Annotated in this window: 16 protein-coding genes; 13 read left to right on the forward strand and 3 right to left on the reverse strand. The window is 66.6% G+C overall.

Annotated elements, in window-relative coordinates; genetic code table 11:
• Positions 1 to 175: 175 nt before the first annotated feature.
• The 3 genes from AC1DNE_RS03310 to AC1DNE_RS03320 all read left to right on the forward strand — a co-directional run bounded on the left by AC1DNE_RS03310 (position 176) and on the right by AC1DNE_RS03320 (position 2,113).
• Positions 176 to 865 carry a GntR family transcriptional regulator gene (locus tag AC1DNE_RS03310; RefSeq protein ID WP_441471661.1) on the forward strand — a complete coding sequence of 230 codons (690 nt, stop codon included), beginning with the start codon at positions 176 to 178 and terminating at the stop codon, positions 863 to 865.
• Between the two features lie 141 nt (positions 866 to 1,006).
• Positions 1,007 to 1,525: a flavin reductase family protein gene (locus tag AC1DNE_RS03315; protein ID WP_441471662.1), complete on the forward strand. Its 519-nt coding sequence runs from the start codon at positions 1,007 to 1,009 to the stop codon at positions 1,523 to 1,525.
• Positions 1,526 to 1,660: 135 nt separating this feature from the next.
• A complete protein-coding gene (locus AC1DNE_RS03320; protein ID WP_441471663.1) occupies positions 1,661 to 2,113 on the forward strand; it encodes an SRPBCC family protein in 453 nt (150 codons plus the stop codon).
• A 47-nt stretch (positions 2,114 to 2,160) separates the two neighbouring features.
• On the opposite strand, the gene AC1DNE_RS03325 is transcribed toward AC1DNE_RS03320, so the two are convergent.
• Positions 2,161 to 3,504 (reverse strand): methyl-accepting chemotaxis protein, encoded by a 1,344-nt coding sequence (locus AC1DNE_RS03325; protein WP_476803942.1) that lies wholly within the window; start codon positions 3,502 to 3,504, stop codon positions 2,161 to 2,163.
• Positions 3,505 to 3,831: 327 nt separating this feature from the next.
• On the opposite strand from AC1DNE_RS03325, the gene AC1DNE_RS03330 reads away from it, so the two are divergent.
• From AC1DNE_RS03330 to AC1DNE_RS03340, 3 genes are all read left to right on the forward strand, one after another.
• Complete coding sequence (locus AC1DNE_RS03330; protein WP_441471665.1) at positions 3,832 to 4,332, forward strand: (2Fe-2S)-binding protein; 501 nt, start codon at positions 3,832 to 3,834, stop codon at positions 4,330 to 4,332.
• Positions 4,333 to 4,426: 94 nt separating this feature from the next.
• Entirely contained in the window at positions 4,427 to 6,790 is a 2,364-nt protein-coding gene (locus tag AC1DNE_RS03335; RefSeq protein WP_441471666.1) for a xanthine dehydrogenase family protein molybdopterin-binding subunit, read from the forward strand.
• 17 nt (positions 6,791 to 6,807) lie between these two features.
• Positions 6,808 to 7,617 carry an FAD binding domain-containing protein gene (locus tag AC1DNE_RS03340; RefSeq protein ID WP_441471667.1) on the forward strand — a complete coding sequence of 270 codons (810 nt, stop codon included), beginning with the start codon at positions 6,808 to 6,810 and terminating at the stop codon, positions 7,615 to 7,617.
• 154 nt (positions 7,618 to 7,771) lie between these two features.
• Here the strand turns inward: AC1DNE_RS03340 and AC1DNE_RS03345 are convergent, their stop codons facing one another.
• On the reverse strand, positions 7,772 to 8,125 hold the full coding sequence (locus tag AC1DNE_RS03345) for a SnoaL-like domain-containing protein (RefSeq protein WP_441471668.1): 354 nt from the start codon (positions 8,123 to 8,125) through the stop codon (positions 7,772 to 7,774).
• 122 nt (positions 8,126 to 8,247) lie between these two features.
• Here AC1DNE_RS03345 and AC1DNE_RS03350 point away from each other — a divergent pair, with 122 nt between their 5' ends.
• The 3 genes from AC1DNE_RS03350 (at position 8,248) to AC1DNE_RS03360 (ending at position 10,954) form a co-directional block, all read left to right on the forward strand.
• The gene (locus tag AC1DNE_RS03350; protein ID WP_441471669.1) at positions 8,248 to 9,168 is read left to right on the forward strand and encodes an AAA family ATPase; all 921 of its coding nucleotides are present in this window, start codon (positions 8,248 to 8,250) and stop codon (positions 9,166 to 9,168) included.
• Positions 9,169 to 9,222: 54 nt separating this feature from the next.
• On the forward strand, positions 9,223 to 9,603 hold the full coding sequence (locus AC1DNE_RS03355; RefSeq protein ID WP_441471670.1) for a nuclear transport factor 2 family protein: 381 nt from the start codon (positions 9,223 to 9,225) through the stop codon (positions 9,601 to 9,603).
• Between the two features lie 133 nt (positions 9,604 to 9,736).
• Complete coding sequence (locus AC1DNE_RS03360; RefSeq protein ID WP_441471805.1) at positions 9,737 to 10,954, forward strand: vWA domain-containing protein; 1,218 nt, start codon at positions 9,737 to 9,739, stop codon at positions 10,952 to 10,954.
• Here the strand turns inward: AC1DNE_RS03360 and AC1DNE_RS03365 are convergent.
• Positions 10,944 to 11,600 carry an esterase/lipase family protein gene (locus AC1DNE_RS03365; protein WP_441471671.1) on the reverse strand — a complete coding sequence of 219 codons (657 nt, stop codon included), beginning with the start codon at positions 11,598 to 11,600 and terminating at the stop codon, positions 10,944 to 10,946. The two genes, AC1DNE_RS03360 and AC1DNE_RS03365, sit on opposite strands and share 11 nt — an antisense overlap.
• Before the next feature lie 160 nt (positions 11,601 to 11,760).
• Here AC1DNE_RS03365 and AC1DNE_RS03370 point away from each other — a divergent pair, with 160 nt between their 5' ends.
• From AC1DNE_RS03370 to AC1DNE_RS03385, 4 genes are read left to right on the forward strand one after another with little or no spacing between them, the layout of a single operon-like run.
• On the forward strand, positions 11,761 to 12,084 hold the full coding sequence (locus AC1DNE_RS03370; RefSeq protein WP_441471672.1) for an XdhC family protein: 324 nt from the start codon (positions 11,761 to 11,763) through the stop codon (positions 12,082 to 12,084).
• Between the two features lies 1 nt (position 12,085).
• Complete coding sequence (locus tag AC1DNE_RS03375) at positions 12,086 to 12,715, forward strand: LysE family translocator (RefSeq protein WP_441471673.1); 630 nt, start codon at positions 12,086 to 12,088, stop codon at positions 12,713 to 12,715.
• A gap of 4 nt (positions 12,716 to 12,719) precedes the next feature.
• Complete coding sequence (locus AC1DNE_RS03380) at positions 12,720 to 13,412, forward strand: XdhC family protein (protein ID WP_441471674.1); 693 nt, start codon at positions 12,720 to 12,722, stop codon at positions 13,410 to 13,412.
• Between the two features lie 12 nt (positions 13,413 to 13,424).
• A complete protein-coding gene (locus AC1DNE_RS03385) occupies positions 13,425 to 15,026 on the forward strand; it encodes an NTP transferase domain-containing protein (RefSeq protein ID WP_441471675.1) in 1,602 nt (533 codons plus the stop codon).
• Positions 15,027 to 15,028 lie beyond the last annotated feature (2 nt).

The raw sequence follows: 15,028 nt of genomic DNA on the forward strand, positions 1-15,028 counted from the left end.
CTAACTCCTTCTCGGCCCGCCGCATCATTGGTCGGTGCAGCGCTCCGATCCATCGGACCGGTTGTCGGGCTGTTGCCAACCAATCGCGGCGATCGCTGCCGAGCTTGATATATCTGTATTGATATATCAAGCTGTCAGGCGAGATCAAGGTGCCACGGCATCGCTCGGGGAAGCTATGAAGCAAAAGGAGGCCATCGATCCGGGCCGTGACGGCACGGACGTCGCCGGAGCGGGCGGGAGCCTGGCCGAGGTCGCCTACCGGCGCCTGGAAGAGGCCATCGTCACGCTCTCTCTGCGCCCCGGCGCGGTGCTGACGGAAGCGCAGCTGATCGACCTCGTCGGGCTCGGGCGGACGCCGGTTCGCGAGGCCTTGATCCGGCTGGCGCAACACGGGCTTGTCCAGATCCTGTCGCGCAAGGGCATTCTTGTCGCCGACATCAGCGCGATCGATATCATTGCGGCTCTCGATGCGCGCGAGGTGCTGGAACGCCTCGTGGTCGGCGAGGCGGCGAAGCGGGCGGGGCCTGTCGAGCGGATCGCGATTGTCGAAGCCGCGAAGGCAATGCGCCGGACCGCCGAGGATGGCGATGTTGCGGGCTATATGCGGCTCGACAAGGAACTGGACGGGCTGGTGGCCCAGGCCGCGCGCAGCCCCTATGCGACCCGCGCGGTCGAGCCTCTGCAGGCGCTGATCCGGCGCGCCTGGTATCATTTCGAGCGGCAGGACGACCTCGTGCCCGCCGCCCTGCACCATGGCAGCCTTGCCCAAGCCATCGCAGGCGCGGATTCGCTTGCCGCCACGGCGGCGAGCGATGCGCTGATGTCGCATCTTCGCAAAGGGTTGCTGGCGACGCTGGACCGCTGAGATGACCGCGGTCTCCATCTGATATATCTGATGGTACGACCCGGGCCGTGGCTTGCCCGGCGGCGACTGGTGCTGGCGGCTCCGAACCTCTACATGGTCAGGTATCCTCTGATCCGGAACAGTGAGCCGGCGCCCTAGTCCATGACGAAAACCGTTCACCCGCTGCCGCCCGCCCTGGAGCGCCCGGATGCTGCCGCGTTCCGCGATGCCATGGCGCAGGTCGTCAGTGCGGTGCATGTCGTGACGACGGAGGGGCCTGGCGGTCGCGTGGGGCTGACGGCGACGGCGGTCGCCTCTGTTTCCGATTCGCCGCCGACGGTGCTGGCCTGCCTCGCAAGGGCGAGCCGCACGCTGGCGGCGATCGAGGCAAGCGGCGCCTTCTGCATCAATACCTTGCCGGCCCATCTCGCCGAGCTGGCGGAGATTTTCGCGAGCCGGCGCGGCATCGATGGCGATGCGCGCTTCATGACGGCGCGCTGGGGCACGCTTACGACCGGCGCGCCGGTTCTGCTCGACGCGATTTCCGCCTTCGACTGCCGGCTGGTCGCTGCGCACGATATTGCCAGCCATCGCATCCTGATCGGCGAGGTCGCGGGCCTCGGCGGGGCGGGGCAGGGTGCGAGCCTGATCTATCGTCAGCGGCTGTTCGGTTCCGTCTGACTTTCCATCAATCACCTGTCCGCCTCGCCCCTTGTGCAGACGAGCGCTTTGCGACCATGGATAGGAACTGGACAGCCTTCGAACCGCGCCGGCCGCAGTCGTCCGAGCCGCGGCCTACAGCTCGGGAGATGCGCCATGGCGATGACGATGAACGGCGAGGTGACTCTGCCCGCCGCAAAGGAAGTGGTTTGGGCCAAGCTGAACGATGCTGACGTGCTGAAGGCCTGCATTCCAGGCTGCGAGCAGCTCAACAAGGACGATGAAACGCATTTCTCCGCCGTGGTGAAGGTCAAGCTCGGGCCGGTGAAGGCCAACTTCAAGGGCAAGGTCGAGCTCAACGACCTCGACCCGCCGAACGGTTATCGCATCGCAGGCGAGGGCGAGGGCGGCATCGCCGGCTTCGCCAAGGGCGGGGCCCGGGTCAATCTGAGCGATGCCGAAGGCGGTCAGACGCTGCTGCGCTACGAGGTCGAGGCCCAGGTCGGCGGCAAGCTGATGCAGCTGGGCTCGCGGCTGATCGATTCGGTCTCGAAGAAGCTCGCCGACGAGTTCTTCGCCAATTTTGCCAAGGCGGTCAGTGAAGGCTAGATCGCCGCGCGTCCTTTCCGACGCGAAGTGGCGATCTATCTCGGACCTCAGGAGGCCTTGCGCAGAGCGTCCAGCGCCTGGGAGACCGCCGTCTCGGCCGCGCCGACCTGAAGGGCGACGTCCGCCGCGGCCGCGTTTGCCCGTTCCAGGGCGCCCTGCGTCATGTCGAGGCTGTCGTTGACGGCGTTGGCGCTCTCGATCGCGACATCCGAACTGCCGGCGACCAGCGAGGCATCGTGAGCGATCATCGCCGTCACCCGGCTCTGCTGGGAGACGGCTTCCGAAATCGCCTCCGAATCCTGCCTGATCGCGTCAACCGTGGCGGCGATGGCTGCAGCATGTGCGCTGCAGGATTGGGCGCTGGCGGTCAGCTCGGCGATCTGGCCGGCAATGTCCTGCGTGGCGTTCGCGGTCTGCGTCGCCAGTGACTTTACTTCGGAAGCGACCACGGAGAAGCCGCGTCCGGACTCCCCGGCGCGCGCCGCCTCGATCGTGGCGTTGAGGGCGAGCAGATTGGTCTGCGCCGCGATGTCGGCGATCATGCCGACGACCTTGCCGATATTGCCCGTCACTTCGCGCAAGCGGGCGATCGCCTCGTTCATCTGCCCGGCATCGAGCACGGCCTGATGCGTGATCGACAAGCTCTGCCGGGCGCGCTGGCCGATATCGGCGATGTTGGCCGACATCTCCTCCGTGGCGGCGGCGGTCTGGATCGACTTTTCCCGGACGACCACCGATGCGCTCGCGACCTTGCCGACCGTATCCTTGATGAAGGCGGTGGCGCGACCGGTTTCGGTGGCCGTGGAGACGAACTGCTCGACCGCTTCGCTGATGGTGTTGTCCAGGTTGCCGATTCGGAATCGCAGGGTCGCGGCGGTCTGATCGATGGCGGAGGCCCGCCGCCGTGCATCGGCTTCCTCGTACTCCCGGTTCATCGTCATCGCGGTGTTGACGTCGTAGGTCAGCACCCGTTCGATCACGAAAAGATCCTCGGCGAATTGCCGCGGTGTGAACAGCGAGCGGCGGCGGCTCTCGAGGCAGAGCTCGCGGAACAGCGAGAAAGCGATCGAGGAGCGAGCCCTGGCGCGAACGCGGGCTTCCCTCTCGAGCAGACAGAGCCGCTCGGCCGAAGTGACGTAGTTCTCGTCGTAATCGCCTTCGAACAACAGGCGGAAATGCGCGGCGGAGGCTGGGTAGAGCGTCTCCGATACGGGGGCGACGCTGTTGCGAAGCTCGCTGTGGATGGAAAAGGCGCGCTCGAAATCGGCTGCAACCAACTGGTCGATCACGTCGTCGACCAAAGGGCGGTAGAGGCGCAGACGTGTGCGCTGCTTCTCGCCGTAGCCGATCGCCAGCAGCCGGCGTTGAATCTGTTCCATCAACACGGGCACGCGGCGACCCTCGTTCGCGGCCGGGATGGCGGCCACGAGCGCCGATGTTGTGGCAATACCCTTAAAAAAGCACCAACGCTGCAAGCTGGCTCACGATTTCCGGTCAGCGTCCGAGCAAGACGAAAACCGTCCTAATTCGGCGCAAAATGCATAGCACACTGAAAGTACCTGCCGCTTGACCCGGCAAAATCGTGGGTCCACATTCGTTTTTGAGCTGTTCCAAGGAAAAGCTGCCCGATGGGGCGAAGCTGCCGGAAGCGCTCAGCCTGACCCAGACCCAGGGAGGGGGTGGGCGGGCATCAGAGACGGGTCACAGGAGATGTGCTCATGACCACTGTTTCGCTGACGGTGAACGGCAAAGCCGTCACCGCCAATGTCGACCCGCGCACGCTGTTGGTGCAGCTTCTTCGCGAAGATCTGAGACTGACCGGCACCCATGTCGGTTGCGACACCAGCCAGTGCGGCGCCTGCGTCGTGCATCTCGACGGCAAGGCCGTCAAATCCTGCACCACGCTGGCCGTCTCGGTCGACGGTGCGAACGTGACCACCATCGAGGGGCTGGCCGATGGCGCCACCCTGCACCCGATGCAGGAGGCGTTCCGCGAGCATCACGGCCTGCAATGCGGCTTCTGCACGCCCGGCATGATCATGGCCGCCGTCGACATGGTGAACCGACGCGGCCACGAGCTCGACGAGAAGACGATCCGCGAGGATCTCGAAGGCAACATCTGCCGCTGCACGGGCTACCATAACATCGTCAAGGCGATCGCCGCCGGTGCGGAGGCGATGGGCAAGAGCGCGGCGCCGGTGCGCCAGGCTGCCGAGTGAGGCACCCGCCTGCGCCCCGTGGCGCGGGTTTTCATCCTTCATGCGTTCCAGCAGTGAGGCGTCCGAAAGAGGCGCTGTGCGAGGAGGGAACACCATGTCCGTTACCGGAATCGGCGCCGCAGTCCGCCGCAAGGAAGATCACCGCTTCATCACCGGCCAGGGCCGCTATACCGACGACGTCAACCGTCCGGGGCAGGCTCATGCCTACTTCCTGCGCTCGCCCCATGCCCATGCCAAGATCGGGGCGATCGACACCAAGGCAGCCGCGGCGATGCCGGGCGTGCTTGGCATCTTCACCGGTGCCGATCTCGCCGCCGACAAGATCGGCGGGTTGATCTGCGGCTGGATGATCCACAACAAGGACGGCTCGCCGATGCGTGCCGGTCCGCACCCGGCGCTGGCGCAGGGCAAGGTGCGCTATGTCGGCGACCATCTCGCCGTGGTGGTTGCCGAGACCCTGGCGCAGGCGCGCGACGCGGCAGAGGCGATCGTGGTCGATTACCAGGAGCTGCCGGCGGTGGTCGACACCGCCACGGCCATCGGCGCCAAGACGGTTGTCCATGACGAGGCGCCCGACAACAGCGTGTTCAACTGGCATCTCGGCGACAAGGACGCGACCGAGAAGGCGTTCAAGGCGGCCAAGCACGTCACGAAGCTCGACCTCGTCAACAATCGGCTGGTGCCGAACGCGATGGAGCCGCGCGCTGCCGTCGGCGATTACGACGCCGGAGACGGCGTCTTCACACTCTATACGACCAGCCAGAACCCGCATGTGGCGCGGCTCGTGCTCTCTGCCTTTATCGGCATCGCGCCGGAGAACAAGTTGCGCGTGATCGCGCCGGATGTCGGCGGCGGCTTCGGCTCGAAGATCTTCATTTATGCCGAGGAGACCGTCTGCGTCTGGGCGGCGAAGAAGGTCGGGCGGCCGGTGAAGTGGACGGCGGACCGGACGGAGGCCTTCCTTTCCGACGCACATGGCCGAGACCACGTCACCCACGCGGAACTCGCGACCGACGCGGAGGGCAGGATCCTCGGCATGAGGGTGCACACCACGGCCAATCTCGGCGCCTATCTTTCGACCTTCTCCTCCTCGGTGCCGACCTATCTCTACGCCCCGCTGCTCTCGGGCCAGTACGACATCCCGGCGATCTATTGCGAGGTCGACGCGGTCTACACCAACACCGCCCCGGTCGATGCCTATCGCGGCGCCGGGCGACCGGAGGCGACCTTCGTGGTCGAGCGGCTGGTCGAGGTCACGGCGCGCCAGCTCGGCAAGGATCCGGCCAAGTTCCGGCTGCAGAACTACATCAAGAAGTTCCCGCATCAGACGCCGGTCATCATGATGTACGACACCGGCAACTACAGCGCCTCGCTGAAGAAGGCGCTGGAGATGATCGACTACAAGGGGCTGGGCAAGCGCAAGCGCGACTCCGCCCGCAACGGCAAGCTGCGCGGCATCGGCTTCTCATCCTATATCGAGGCCTGCGGCATCGCGCCTTCGGCGGCGGTGGGCTCGCTTGGCGCAGGCGTCGGCCTGTGGGAATCGGCGGAGGTCAGGGTCAATCCGGTCGGGACGGTCGAGGTGCTCACCGGCTCGCACAGCCATGGCCAGGGCCATGAGACGACCTTCGCCCAGCTCGTCTCGGACCGGCTCGGCATTCCGATCGACAATGTCTCGATCGTCCATGGCGACACCGACAAGGTGCAGATGGGTATGGGCACCTATGGCTCGCGCTCGGGCGCCGTCGGCATGTCGGCGATCTTCAAGGCGCTCGACAAGGTCATCGCCAAGGGCAAGAAGGTCGCCGCCCATGTGCTGGAGGCGGATGAGGCCGATATCGACTTTGCCGACGGGCATTTCGCGGTGAAGGGCACCGACCGGAAGCTCGATTTCGGCTCCTGCGCGCTGCAGGCCTATATCGCCCACAAGTTCAACGGGCAGGAGCTGGAGCCGGGGCTGAAGGAGGGGGCGTTCTACGACCCGACCAACTTCACCTTCCCGGCCGGCGTCCATATCTGCGAGGTCGAGATCGACCCGGACACGGGTGTGACCCGGATCGATCGCTGGGCGGCGGTCGACGATTTCGGCAACATCATCAACCCGATGATCGTCGAGGGTCAGGTCCATGGCGGCATCGCCCAAGGCGTCGGCCAGGCGCTGCTGGAAGGCGCGCGCTACAATGACGACGGCCAGCTCGTGACCGCGAGCTTCATGGACTACTGCATGCCGCGCGCAGACGATTTGCCGTCCTTCGATGTCGGCATGACGGTGACGCCATGCCCGTCGAATCCGCTCGGCATCAAGGGCTGCGGCGAGGCCGGAGCCATCGCATCGCCCCCCGCCGTCATCAACGCCATCACCGACGCGCTCGGCCATGAGGACATCGCGATGCCGGCCACACCCCAGGCGGTGTGGCGCGCGGCGCAGAAGTCGATCAGCCGCATGGCGGCCGAGTGAGCTGAAAGGAAGAGCAAATGTACGCTTTCACCTATCACAAGCCCACCAGCGCCCGGCAGGCGGCGACGCTGCTTGCCAAGAAGGAGGACGCCAAGCTGCTGGCCGGCGGCCACACCTTGCTGCCGACGATGAAGCAGCGGCTGGCCTCGCCGACCGCGCTCGTCGATCTCGGCGGCTGCGCCGATCTCAAGGGCATCGCCCGCAAGGGCCGCAACCTCGTCATCGGCGCGATGACGACCCATGCCGAGGTCGCTGCCTCGGCTGAGGTGCAGGAAGCCATTCCGGCGCTCGCCTTCCTCGCCGACCATATCGGCGACCCGCATGTGCGCCATCGCGGCACGATCGGCGGCTCGGTCGCCAACAACGACCCGGCGGCGGACTATCCTGCGGCGCTGCTGGCGCTCGGCGCCACAGTCGTCACCAACAAGCGCAAGCTGACCGCCGACGAGTTCTTCACCGGGCTCTACGAGACGGCGTTGGAAGAGGGCGAGATCATCACGAAGGTCTCGTTCCCGCTCGCCTCGAAGGCGGGCTACGCCAAGTTCCGCAATCCGGCCTCCCGCTATGCCATGGTCGGCGTTTTCGTCGCCAAGCGCGGCAGCGAGATCCGCGTCGCGGTGACGGGCGCGGGCGAGGGCGGCGTCTTCCGCTGGCCGGAGGCGGAAGCGGCGCTCAAGACGCGCTTTGCGCCGAAGTCGCTCGACGGGCTCAAGCACACGGCTGACGGCATCAACGGCGACATTCACGCCGACCCCGAGTACCGCGCCCACCTGATCGGCTCCATGGCCAAGCAAGCCGTGGCGCAGGCGACGGCGAAGGCGGGCTGACGGCCGAGGGTTTGTCCGAGGCATGGCGGCACATGCTCCGTGATGCCCGGGCTCGACCCGAGCATCTCGTGAAGGCGAGGCGTGCTTCTTCCGGCAGGAGATTCTCGGGTCAGCGCTTCGCGCTGCCCCCAGAATGACGATCTACGGAGATGCTTCAGTAGAAGAAACGTTCCTCGGCGATCCGGCCGTTCGCGACGGTGTAGAGACCGACCTCGTCCATCACGCGGCGTTCGCCGGTCTCCTTGACGGTGACGTCGACATGGAAGCGGACGGCGAACTGGTCGCCGTTGAGATAGGGGCCTTCGCTGCTGAAATCGTGCATCTCGTGGTTCGCGACCCACCACTCGCCCTTCTGCCTGACGGCTTCCTTGCCGCGGCAGACGGCCATCGGGCCGGACATGTTCTCGTAGCTGACGATGTCGTCGGCGTTGAAGCGGTTGGCGGCCTCGTGGTGCTTGCCCTCCTTGAGCAGGGCAACGAAGTCCTTGGCGATCTGATCGGTGGTCATGATCTGCGCTCCGTCGTTCAGGCATATCGAGCCTGGAGTTCTCTACCGCTCTGCCATGTCAGCAGCATGGCCGTGCGTTCCGCGCCTTCCTTCATCCTGCCCGCCGCGATAGAAAATCGGTCATGCTGAACGCTTCCCGCATTCCCGCCTCCATCGACGCCACGCTCGCCCTGCTGCAGTCGCAGGGCTATGTCGCCGACCGCGCGCTGGCGACAGTGCTGTTTCTGGCGCTCCGGATGAAGCGGCCGCTGCTGCTCGAAGGGGAGGCCGGCACCGGCAAGACCGAGATCGCGAAGGTGCTCGCCGCTGGCCTGGGCCGGCGGCTCATCCGGCTGCAATGCTATGAGGGGCTCGACCTCGCCTCCGCCGTCTACGAGTGGAACTATTCCGGGCAGATGATGGCGATCCGGCTCGCCGAGGCCGGCGGCGTTGCCGAGGATCGCGAACGGCTGGAAGGCGATATCTTCTCCGAGAAATATCTGGTGAAGCGGCCGCTGCTGCAGGCGCTCGAACCGCAGGACGGCGGTGCGCCGATCCTGCTGATCGACGAGCTCGACCGCACCGACGAGGCCTTCGAGGCTTTCCTGCTCGAAGTGCTGGCTGATGCGCAGGTGACGATCCCGGAGTTCGGCACGGTGAAGGCTGCCGAACCGCCGATCGTGATCCTGACCTCGAACCGCACGCGCGAGATCCACGACGCGCTGAAGCGGCGCTGCCTCTATCACTGGGTCGGGTATCCCGACGCGGCGCGCGAACTCGCCATCCTCAAGGCAAAGGTGCCGGACGCGCCTGCCAAGCTCTCGAAGCAGGTCGTCGGCTTCGTGCAGGCGATCCGCAAGGAGGAGCTGTTCAAGGCGCCGGGTGTGGCCGAGACGCTGGACTGGGCGACGGCGCTGGTCGAGCTCGACGCCGTTGCGCTCGATCCGGCCATCGTCTCCGACACGCTGGGCGCGCTGCTGAAGTACCAGGACGATATCCAGGCGATGCAGAGCTCCAAGGTGAAGGAGTTGCTGGATCAGGCCAAGGCCGAGGTGGGTCGCTAGTCTTCAACTCGCGACAACAAGCGACATCGGCGGAGCAGCGTGAGGAGGGATGTCGTGAACGCAGACATCAAGGCCGTTGAAGCGACGGTGCGGACTTATCTCGATGGGCTCTATGAGGGGGATGCGGAAAAGCTCGCGCATGTATTTCATCCGACAAGCGCGCTCACCACCGCCCGCGAGGACGGCACGATCCACATCGTCCCGCGCGATCAATGGCTCGATCTCGTTCGGAACCGGCCTTCGCCCCACGCCGCGGGGCTGCAGCGCGACGACCATATCCTGACCATCGATCTCGTCGGGCCGACGCTGGCGCTGGTCAAGGTCAAATGCCAGATGCCGCCGCGCTACTTCACCGATCTGCTCTCGCTGCTGAAGATCGAGAGCCGCTGGCAGGTTGTCCAGAAGGTGTTCATGACGGAGACGAAGCCGGTATGATCAACCTCGGCCATCATCCTCAGGAGCCGCGCAGCGGCGTCTCGAAGGATGCTTCAGAGCGAACTGGAACATCCTTCCAGACGCGGGCGGTGCCCGCTCCTCAGGAGGAGGGTTGAGCTATGTGCTGTCCCCCATGACCGGGAAGCTCTCCGAGAACGTTGCCTATTTTGCGCGAGCCTTGCGCGCGGCCGGGCTGCCGGTCGGGTCCGGGGCGGTGGTCGAGGCGGTCGAGGCCTTGGGCGATGGTGCATTGGGCGACCGCGACGATGTCTACTGGGCCCTCCACGCGATCTTCGTGAAGAAGCATGAGGACAGCCCGATCTACGATCAGGCGTTCCGGCTGTTCTGGCGCCGCCGCAACCTGATCGAGAAGATCATGGCGCAGATGTCGCCGGTTTCGCCCGGGGCCGAGCGCCAGCCGCAGAAGGCCGAGGCGGGGGCGTTGCGCGTGGCCGAGGCCTTCTCGCCGCCTGCCCGCGAGGATGAGCCGCCGGTTGAGCTGACGGAGCTTACGGCGCGGCTGACGGTCTCGGATCGCGAGATGCTGAAATCGCGCGACTTCGCGCAGATGACCGCGGCGGAAATCGCCCGCGCCAAGCAGCTCATGGCCGAATTGAGGCTGCCGGACGACAGCGTGCCGACGCGGCGGTTCAGGCCCCTGGCGCATGGACGGACGATCGATCTGCGCCGGACGCTCCGGCAATCGCTCAGGGGAGGCGGCGGCTCGATCGACCTGGCCTTCCGTGAGCGGCGCGAGATGCATCCGCCGATCGTGGCGCTGGTCGATATCTCCGGCTCGATGGCGGAGTATTCGCGCATCTTCCTGCATTTCCTGCATGCGCTGACCGAGAAGCGCCGGCGCGTGCATTCCTTCGTCTTCGGCACCCGGCTGACCAACGTCACCCGGATGCTGAAGGCGCGCGATCCGGACGAGGCGCTGGCGCTTGCCGGGAGGGCGGCGCCGGATTGGGAGGGTGGCACCCGCATCTCCGCGGCACTGCACGAGTTCAACCGCGTCTGGTCGCGGCGCGTGCTGGCGGGCGGGGCGGTGGTGCTGCTCTTCACGGACGGGCTCGAGCGCCATCTCGACGACAGCCTCGCCTTCGAAATGGACCGGCTGCACCGTTCCTGCCGGCAACTGATCTGGCTCAACCCGCTGCTGCGTTACGACGCCTTCGCTGCGCGGGCGAGCGGCATCCGGGCGATGCTGCCGCATGTCGACAGCTTCCGGCCGATCCACAATCTCGCTGCCATGGCGGATCTCTGCACGGCGCTTTCGCGGGAGGTGGGGCGCGAGAACGATCCGCGCCTGTGGTTGAAACGGGCGCAGATGCCGAGGATCAGCGCCTGAAGCGGCCGTGCTGCAGGAAGTGGATGGTCTGGGCCATGGCTTCCGGATCGCGCATGATCAGGGGATGGCTCGTCGGCAGGACGATGTGGTCGCTCATGCCGGCGACGCGGGTGCGCTCGACCGAGACGCGCCCGTCATTGGGGCCGGGCAGCACCAGCGACGCGAAGACATAGAGCGAGCGATCACCGGCGATGACGCCGAGCGGGTAATCCACCGCTCCGAGCAGACGGCACAGCTCTTCGCTGCGCTGCGTCGCGAGCTGCCCGCCTGCCGGGCCGAAGGCGCTCTGATATAGCCAGTTCCGCTGCAGCAGGTCGGCGATCTCGCTGCCCTCGTTCGGCGGGGCGAGCATGACCACGCGGCCAAGCCGCTCCGGGGGGAAACGGTTGAGATAGGCGCGGGCGACGAGCCCGCCCATCGAATGGGTGACGAAGTGGAGATGCCCGGTCAGCGCGGCCTCGAAGGCCGCGATCGGGTCGCGAAGCCCTTCCACGATCTCGGACAGATCCTGCCGGCGCGAGGGGTAATCGAGATTGAGGACGCGATAGCCCGCCGCCGTGAGGGCCTGTTCGAGCAGCTTCATGGAGGTTGCGCGGCGCAGTATGCCGTGCAGCAGGACGACGCCGTCTTGGCCGGTCGCGGCCATGGATTTCCTCGGATCGGAGCGGGAAGGGCTTTGAACTTGGCAGAGCGCTAGCACATATATCGGCTGAGCATAACGACCGTGCTGGGTTCGCTCGACGCGAACCGGCCATTGGCGCATAAGATCGCATCTCGTTTCCGCGTCATCCGCGAAAGGCCCGGCGATGATCAGCACCGACACCGACATCCTGCGCGCTGCCGAGGAGTGGAGCCGCGGTGGCCGGCATGTGGCGATCGCCACGGTGGTCGAGACCTGGGGCTCGGCGCCGCGCCCGGTCGGCTCGCATCTCGTCATCGACGGCGAGGGCAATTTCCTCGGATCGGTCTCCGGCGGCTGTGTCGAAGGCGCGGTGGTGGCCGAAGCCGCCGACGTGATTGCCGACGGCAAGGCGCGCATGCTGGAATTCGGTGTCGCCGACGAGGCGGCCTGGAAGGTCGGCCTCTCCTGCGGCGGCCGCATCAAGGTCTATGTCGAGAAGGTGAACTGAGATGGCCTCCTGGGAAACGCTGATCGCCTTCGCGACGGTGACGATCCTTGTCGCCTATTTTCCGGGGCCGGCGCTGCTCTACACCGCTGCCCAGACGATCAGCCATGGCCGCAAGGCTGGCCTGATGGCGATGCTCGGAATCCATCTCGGCTGCTATGTCCACGTCTTCGCCGCCGCCTTCGGCCTCTCCGCCGTGTTCAAGCATGTGCCGGAACTCTACATGGCGGTGAAGATCGCCGGAGCGATCTATCTGGTCTGGATCGGCATCGGCATGATCCGCTCGCGGATGGGCGCGCCCGATCAGCCTGTCGCACCTCCGAAGACGGTGAAGCGCGCCCTGCTCGATTCCTTCATCGTCGAGATCCTGAACCCGAAGGTCGCGCTGTTCTTCATCGCGCTCCTGCCGCAGTTCGTCGATCCCGCCGCCTCGCTGCCGGTCTGGGTACAGTTCCTGATCCTCGGCACGATCGTCAATTTTGCCTTCTCCTCGGCCGATCTCGTCACTGTCTTCGGCGCCTCCTTCGTTGTGGGCGCGATGAAGAAGACCAAGGCGGGGTTCGCCTTCGGACGCTGGATCGGCGGCTCGCTGATGATCGGGCTGGGGCTGAAACTCGCGGTGGACAGGGGCTGAGCCCGTGGATCTCTCACTCCTCGCGGCGCTCAATGCCGAGCGCCAGGCACGCCGCGCCACCGTGCTCGTCACCGACATAGCCAGTGGTGCGCAGCGGCTCGTCAGGCAGGCGGCGATTACCGGCGATCCGCTGGCCGAGCCGCTGGAACGGCAGCTGCGCATGGGCAAGAGCGGCATGGTCGAGGTCGAGGGTGTCCAGTACTTCCTCACCGTGCAGGCCCCGCATCCGCGGATCGTGGTGACGGGCGCCGTTCATATCTCGCAGGCGATGGCGCCGATGGCGAAGACGCTCGACCTCGACCTCGTCATCATCGACCCCCGCACCGCCTTCGCGACGCCCGAGCGGTTTCCGGAGACCGAATTGCTGGCGGAATGGCCGGATGAGGCCATCGGCCGGATCGGCCTCGACAGCTACACCGCCTTCGTCGCCCTGACGCATGATCCGAAGATCGACGATCCCGGCCTGGAAGCGGCGCTGCGTTCGGACTGCTTCTATGTCGGCGCGCTCGGCAGCCGGAAGACCCATGGCAAGCGTGTCGAGCGCCTGACCGCGGCGGGCTTCGATTCTGCCGCGATCGAGCGCATCCGCGCGCCGATCGGGCTCGATATCGGGGCGGTTTCGCCGGCGGAGATCGCGCTCGCGATCCTCGCGGAGATCGTCTCGACTTTGCGCGGCCCGCGCCGCAAGCCGGCCTGAAAGGCGCAGCAGATGAGGTTCGGGCCCGTCCCCATCGCCGAGGCTGTCGGCTGCATTGCGGCGCATACGATTCGCGCCGGCGGGGCGACGGTGAAGAAGGGCGCCACGATCAAGGCGGAGATGGCGGCGCGGCTCCAGGAAGCCGGTGTCCGCGAGATCGTCGCGGTACGTCTGGAGCCTGGCGATATCGGCGAGAACGCAGCTGCCGAGCGCCTGGCCGCACAGATGACCGGCGAGGCGATTACCGCCGAGCTGCCCTTCACCGGCCGGGTCAACATGTTCGCCGCCGCGGCGGGCGTTCTCAAGATCGACGTGGCCGCCATCGATGCCTTCAACGCGGTGGATGAGGCGATCACGGTCGCGACACTGCCGGCCCTCAAGGCAGTGGTGGCGGGCGAGCTCGTTGCGACGGTCAAGATCATTCCCTACGCGGTTGCCGAGACCCAGATGCAGCAGGCGCTGGCGGCGCTCGGGGCCGGGCCGGCCATCGCGGTCGCACCCTATCGTCCATCGCGGGTGGCGGTGATCTCGACCCTGTTGCCGGGCCTCAAGCCGAGCGTCGTCGACAAAACCTTGCGGATCATGGAGGAGCGTCTGGCGCCGGCACAGGCCGTTCTGGCGGCCGACAAGCGCGTGCCGCATCAGCCGCGGCCGCTCGCCGAGGCCATTGCCGAGCAGGCGAAGGGAAATGCCGACATCATCGTGGTGTTCGGCGCCTCGGCCATCACCGACCGGCGCGACGTCATTCCGCAGGCTCTGGTGGAAGCCGGCGGCGAGGTCGAGCATCTCGGCATGCCGGTCGACCCCGGCAATCTGTTGATGCTCGGCAGGCTCGAAGGCAAGCCGGTGATAGGGGCGCCCGGCTGTGCTCGCTCGCCCAAGGAAAACAGCTTCGACTGGGTGCTGCAGCGCAGCCTCGCCGGCATCCGGGTCGGACGGTCGGACGTCCAGCGGATGGGCGTCGGCGGGCTGCTGATGGAGATCGTCTCGCGGCCGCAGCCGCGCGCGCCCGGGCATGGCGAAGCCGGCTCGATTGCCGGAATCGTGCTCGCCGCCGGGCAGTCGGCGCGCATGGGGGCAAGCAACAAGCTGCTTCAGCCGCTGCGCGGCAAGCCGATCCTGCGTCACGCAGTGGAGGCGCAGCTCGAAGCCGGCCTGTCTCCGGTCCTCGTCATTACCGGTCACGAGCAGGGTGCCGTCGCGGCTGCCCTTGCGGATCTGCCCGTCCGGGTCGTGCACAACCCCGATTATGCCTCGGGCCTGGCGAGCTCCTTGAAAACCGGGATCGCGGCCCTGCCCGGCGAGGTGCGGGGGGCGGTGGTCTCGCTCGGCGACATGCCGAACGTGACCCCGAATGTGATCGAGCGGCTGATCGACGCGCATGGAGCGCGGCCGGAGGCGCTCGCCGTCGTGCCCACGCTGTTCGGGCAGCGGGGCAACCCGGTGCTGCTGGCGCGAGAGGTCTTCCCGGCAGTGTCGTTGCTCACGGGCGATCGCGGGGCGCGGCGGCTGCTCGACGAAGCCGGCGAGCGGGTGGTCGAGGTCGCCTTCGAAGATCCGGCGATCGCGATCGACGTCGATACGCCGGAGGCGTTGCGGGCGCTGCAGGGCTGAGC

The sequence above is a fragment of the Allobosea sp. 05L423 genome, assembly GCF_056397745.1.

Excerpts from the sequence above, each read along its gene's own strand:
- AC1DNE_RS03310 (WP_441471661.1), top strand. The coding sequence starts at position 176 with ATGAAGCAAAAGGAGGCCATCGATCCGGGCCGTGACGGCACGGACGTC.
- AC1DNE_RS03315 (WP_441471662.1), top strand. The coding sequence starts at position 1,007 with ATGACGAAAACCGTTCACCCGCTGCCGCCCGCCCTGGAGCGCCCGGAT.
- AC1DNE_RS03320 (WP_441471663.1), top strand. The coding sequence starts at position 1,661 with ATGGCGATGACGATGAACGGCGAGGTGACTCTGCCCGCCGCAAAGGAA.
- AC1DNE_RS03330 (WP_441471665.1), top strand. The coding sequence starts at position 3,832 with ATGACCACTGTTTCGCTGACGGTGAACGGCAAAGCCGTCACCGCCAAT.
- AC1DNE_RS03335 (WP_441471666.1), top strand. The coding sequence starts at position 4,427 with ATGTCCGTTACCGGAATCGGCGCCGCAGTCCGCCGCAAGGAAGATCAC.
- AC1DNE_RS03340 (WP_441471667.1), top strand. The coding sequence starts at position 6,808 with ATGTACGCTTTCACCTATCACAAGCCCACCAGCGCCCGGCAGGCGGCG.
- AC1DNE_RS03345 (WP_441471668.1), bottom strand. The coding sequence starts at position 8,125 with ATGACCACCGATCAGATCGCCAAGGACTTCGTTGCCCTGCTCAAGGAG.
- AC1DNE_RS03350 (WP_441471669.1), top strand. The coding sequence starts at position 8,248 with ATGCTGAACGCTTCCCGCATTCCCGCCTCCATCGACGCCACGCTCGCC.
- AC1DNE_RS03360 (WP_441471805.1), top strand. The coding sequence starts at position 9,737 with ATGACCGGGAAGCTCTCCGAGAACGTTGCCTATTTTGCGCGAGCCTTG.
- AC1DNE_RS03365 (WP_441471671.1), bottom strand. The coding sequence starts at position 11,600 with ATGGCCGCGACCGGCCAAGACGGCGTCGTCCTGCTGCACGGCATACTG.
- AC1DNE_RS03370 (WP_441471672.1), top strand. The coding sequence starts at position 11,761 with ATGATCAGCACCGACACCGACATCCTGCGCGCTGCCGAGGAGTGGAGC.
- AC1DNE_RS03375 (WP_441471673.1), top strand. The coding sequence starts at position 12,086 with ATGGCCTCCTGGGAAACGCTGATCGCCTTCGCGACGGTGACGATCCTT.
- AC1DNE_RS03385 (WP_441471675.1), top strand. The coding sequence starts at position 13,425 with ATGAGGTTCGGGCCCGTCCCCATCGCCGAGGCTGTCGGCTGCATTGCG.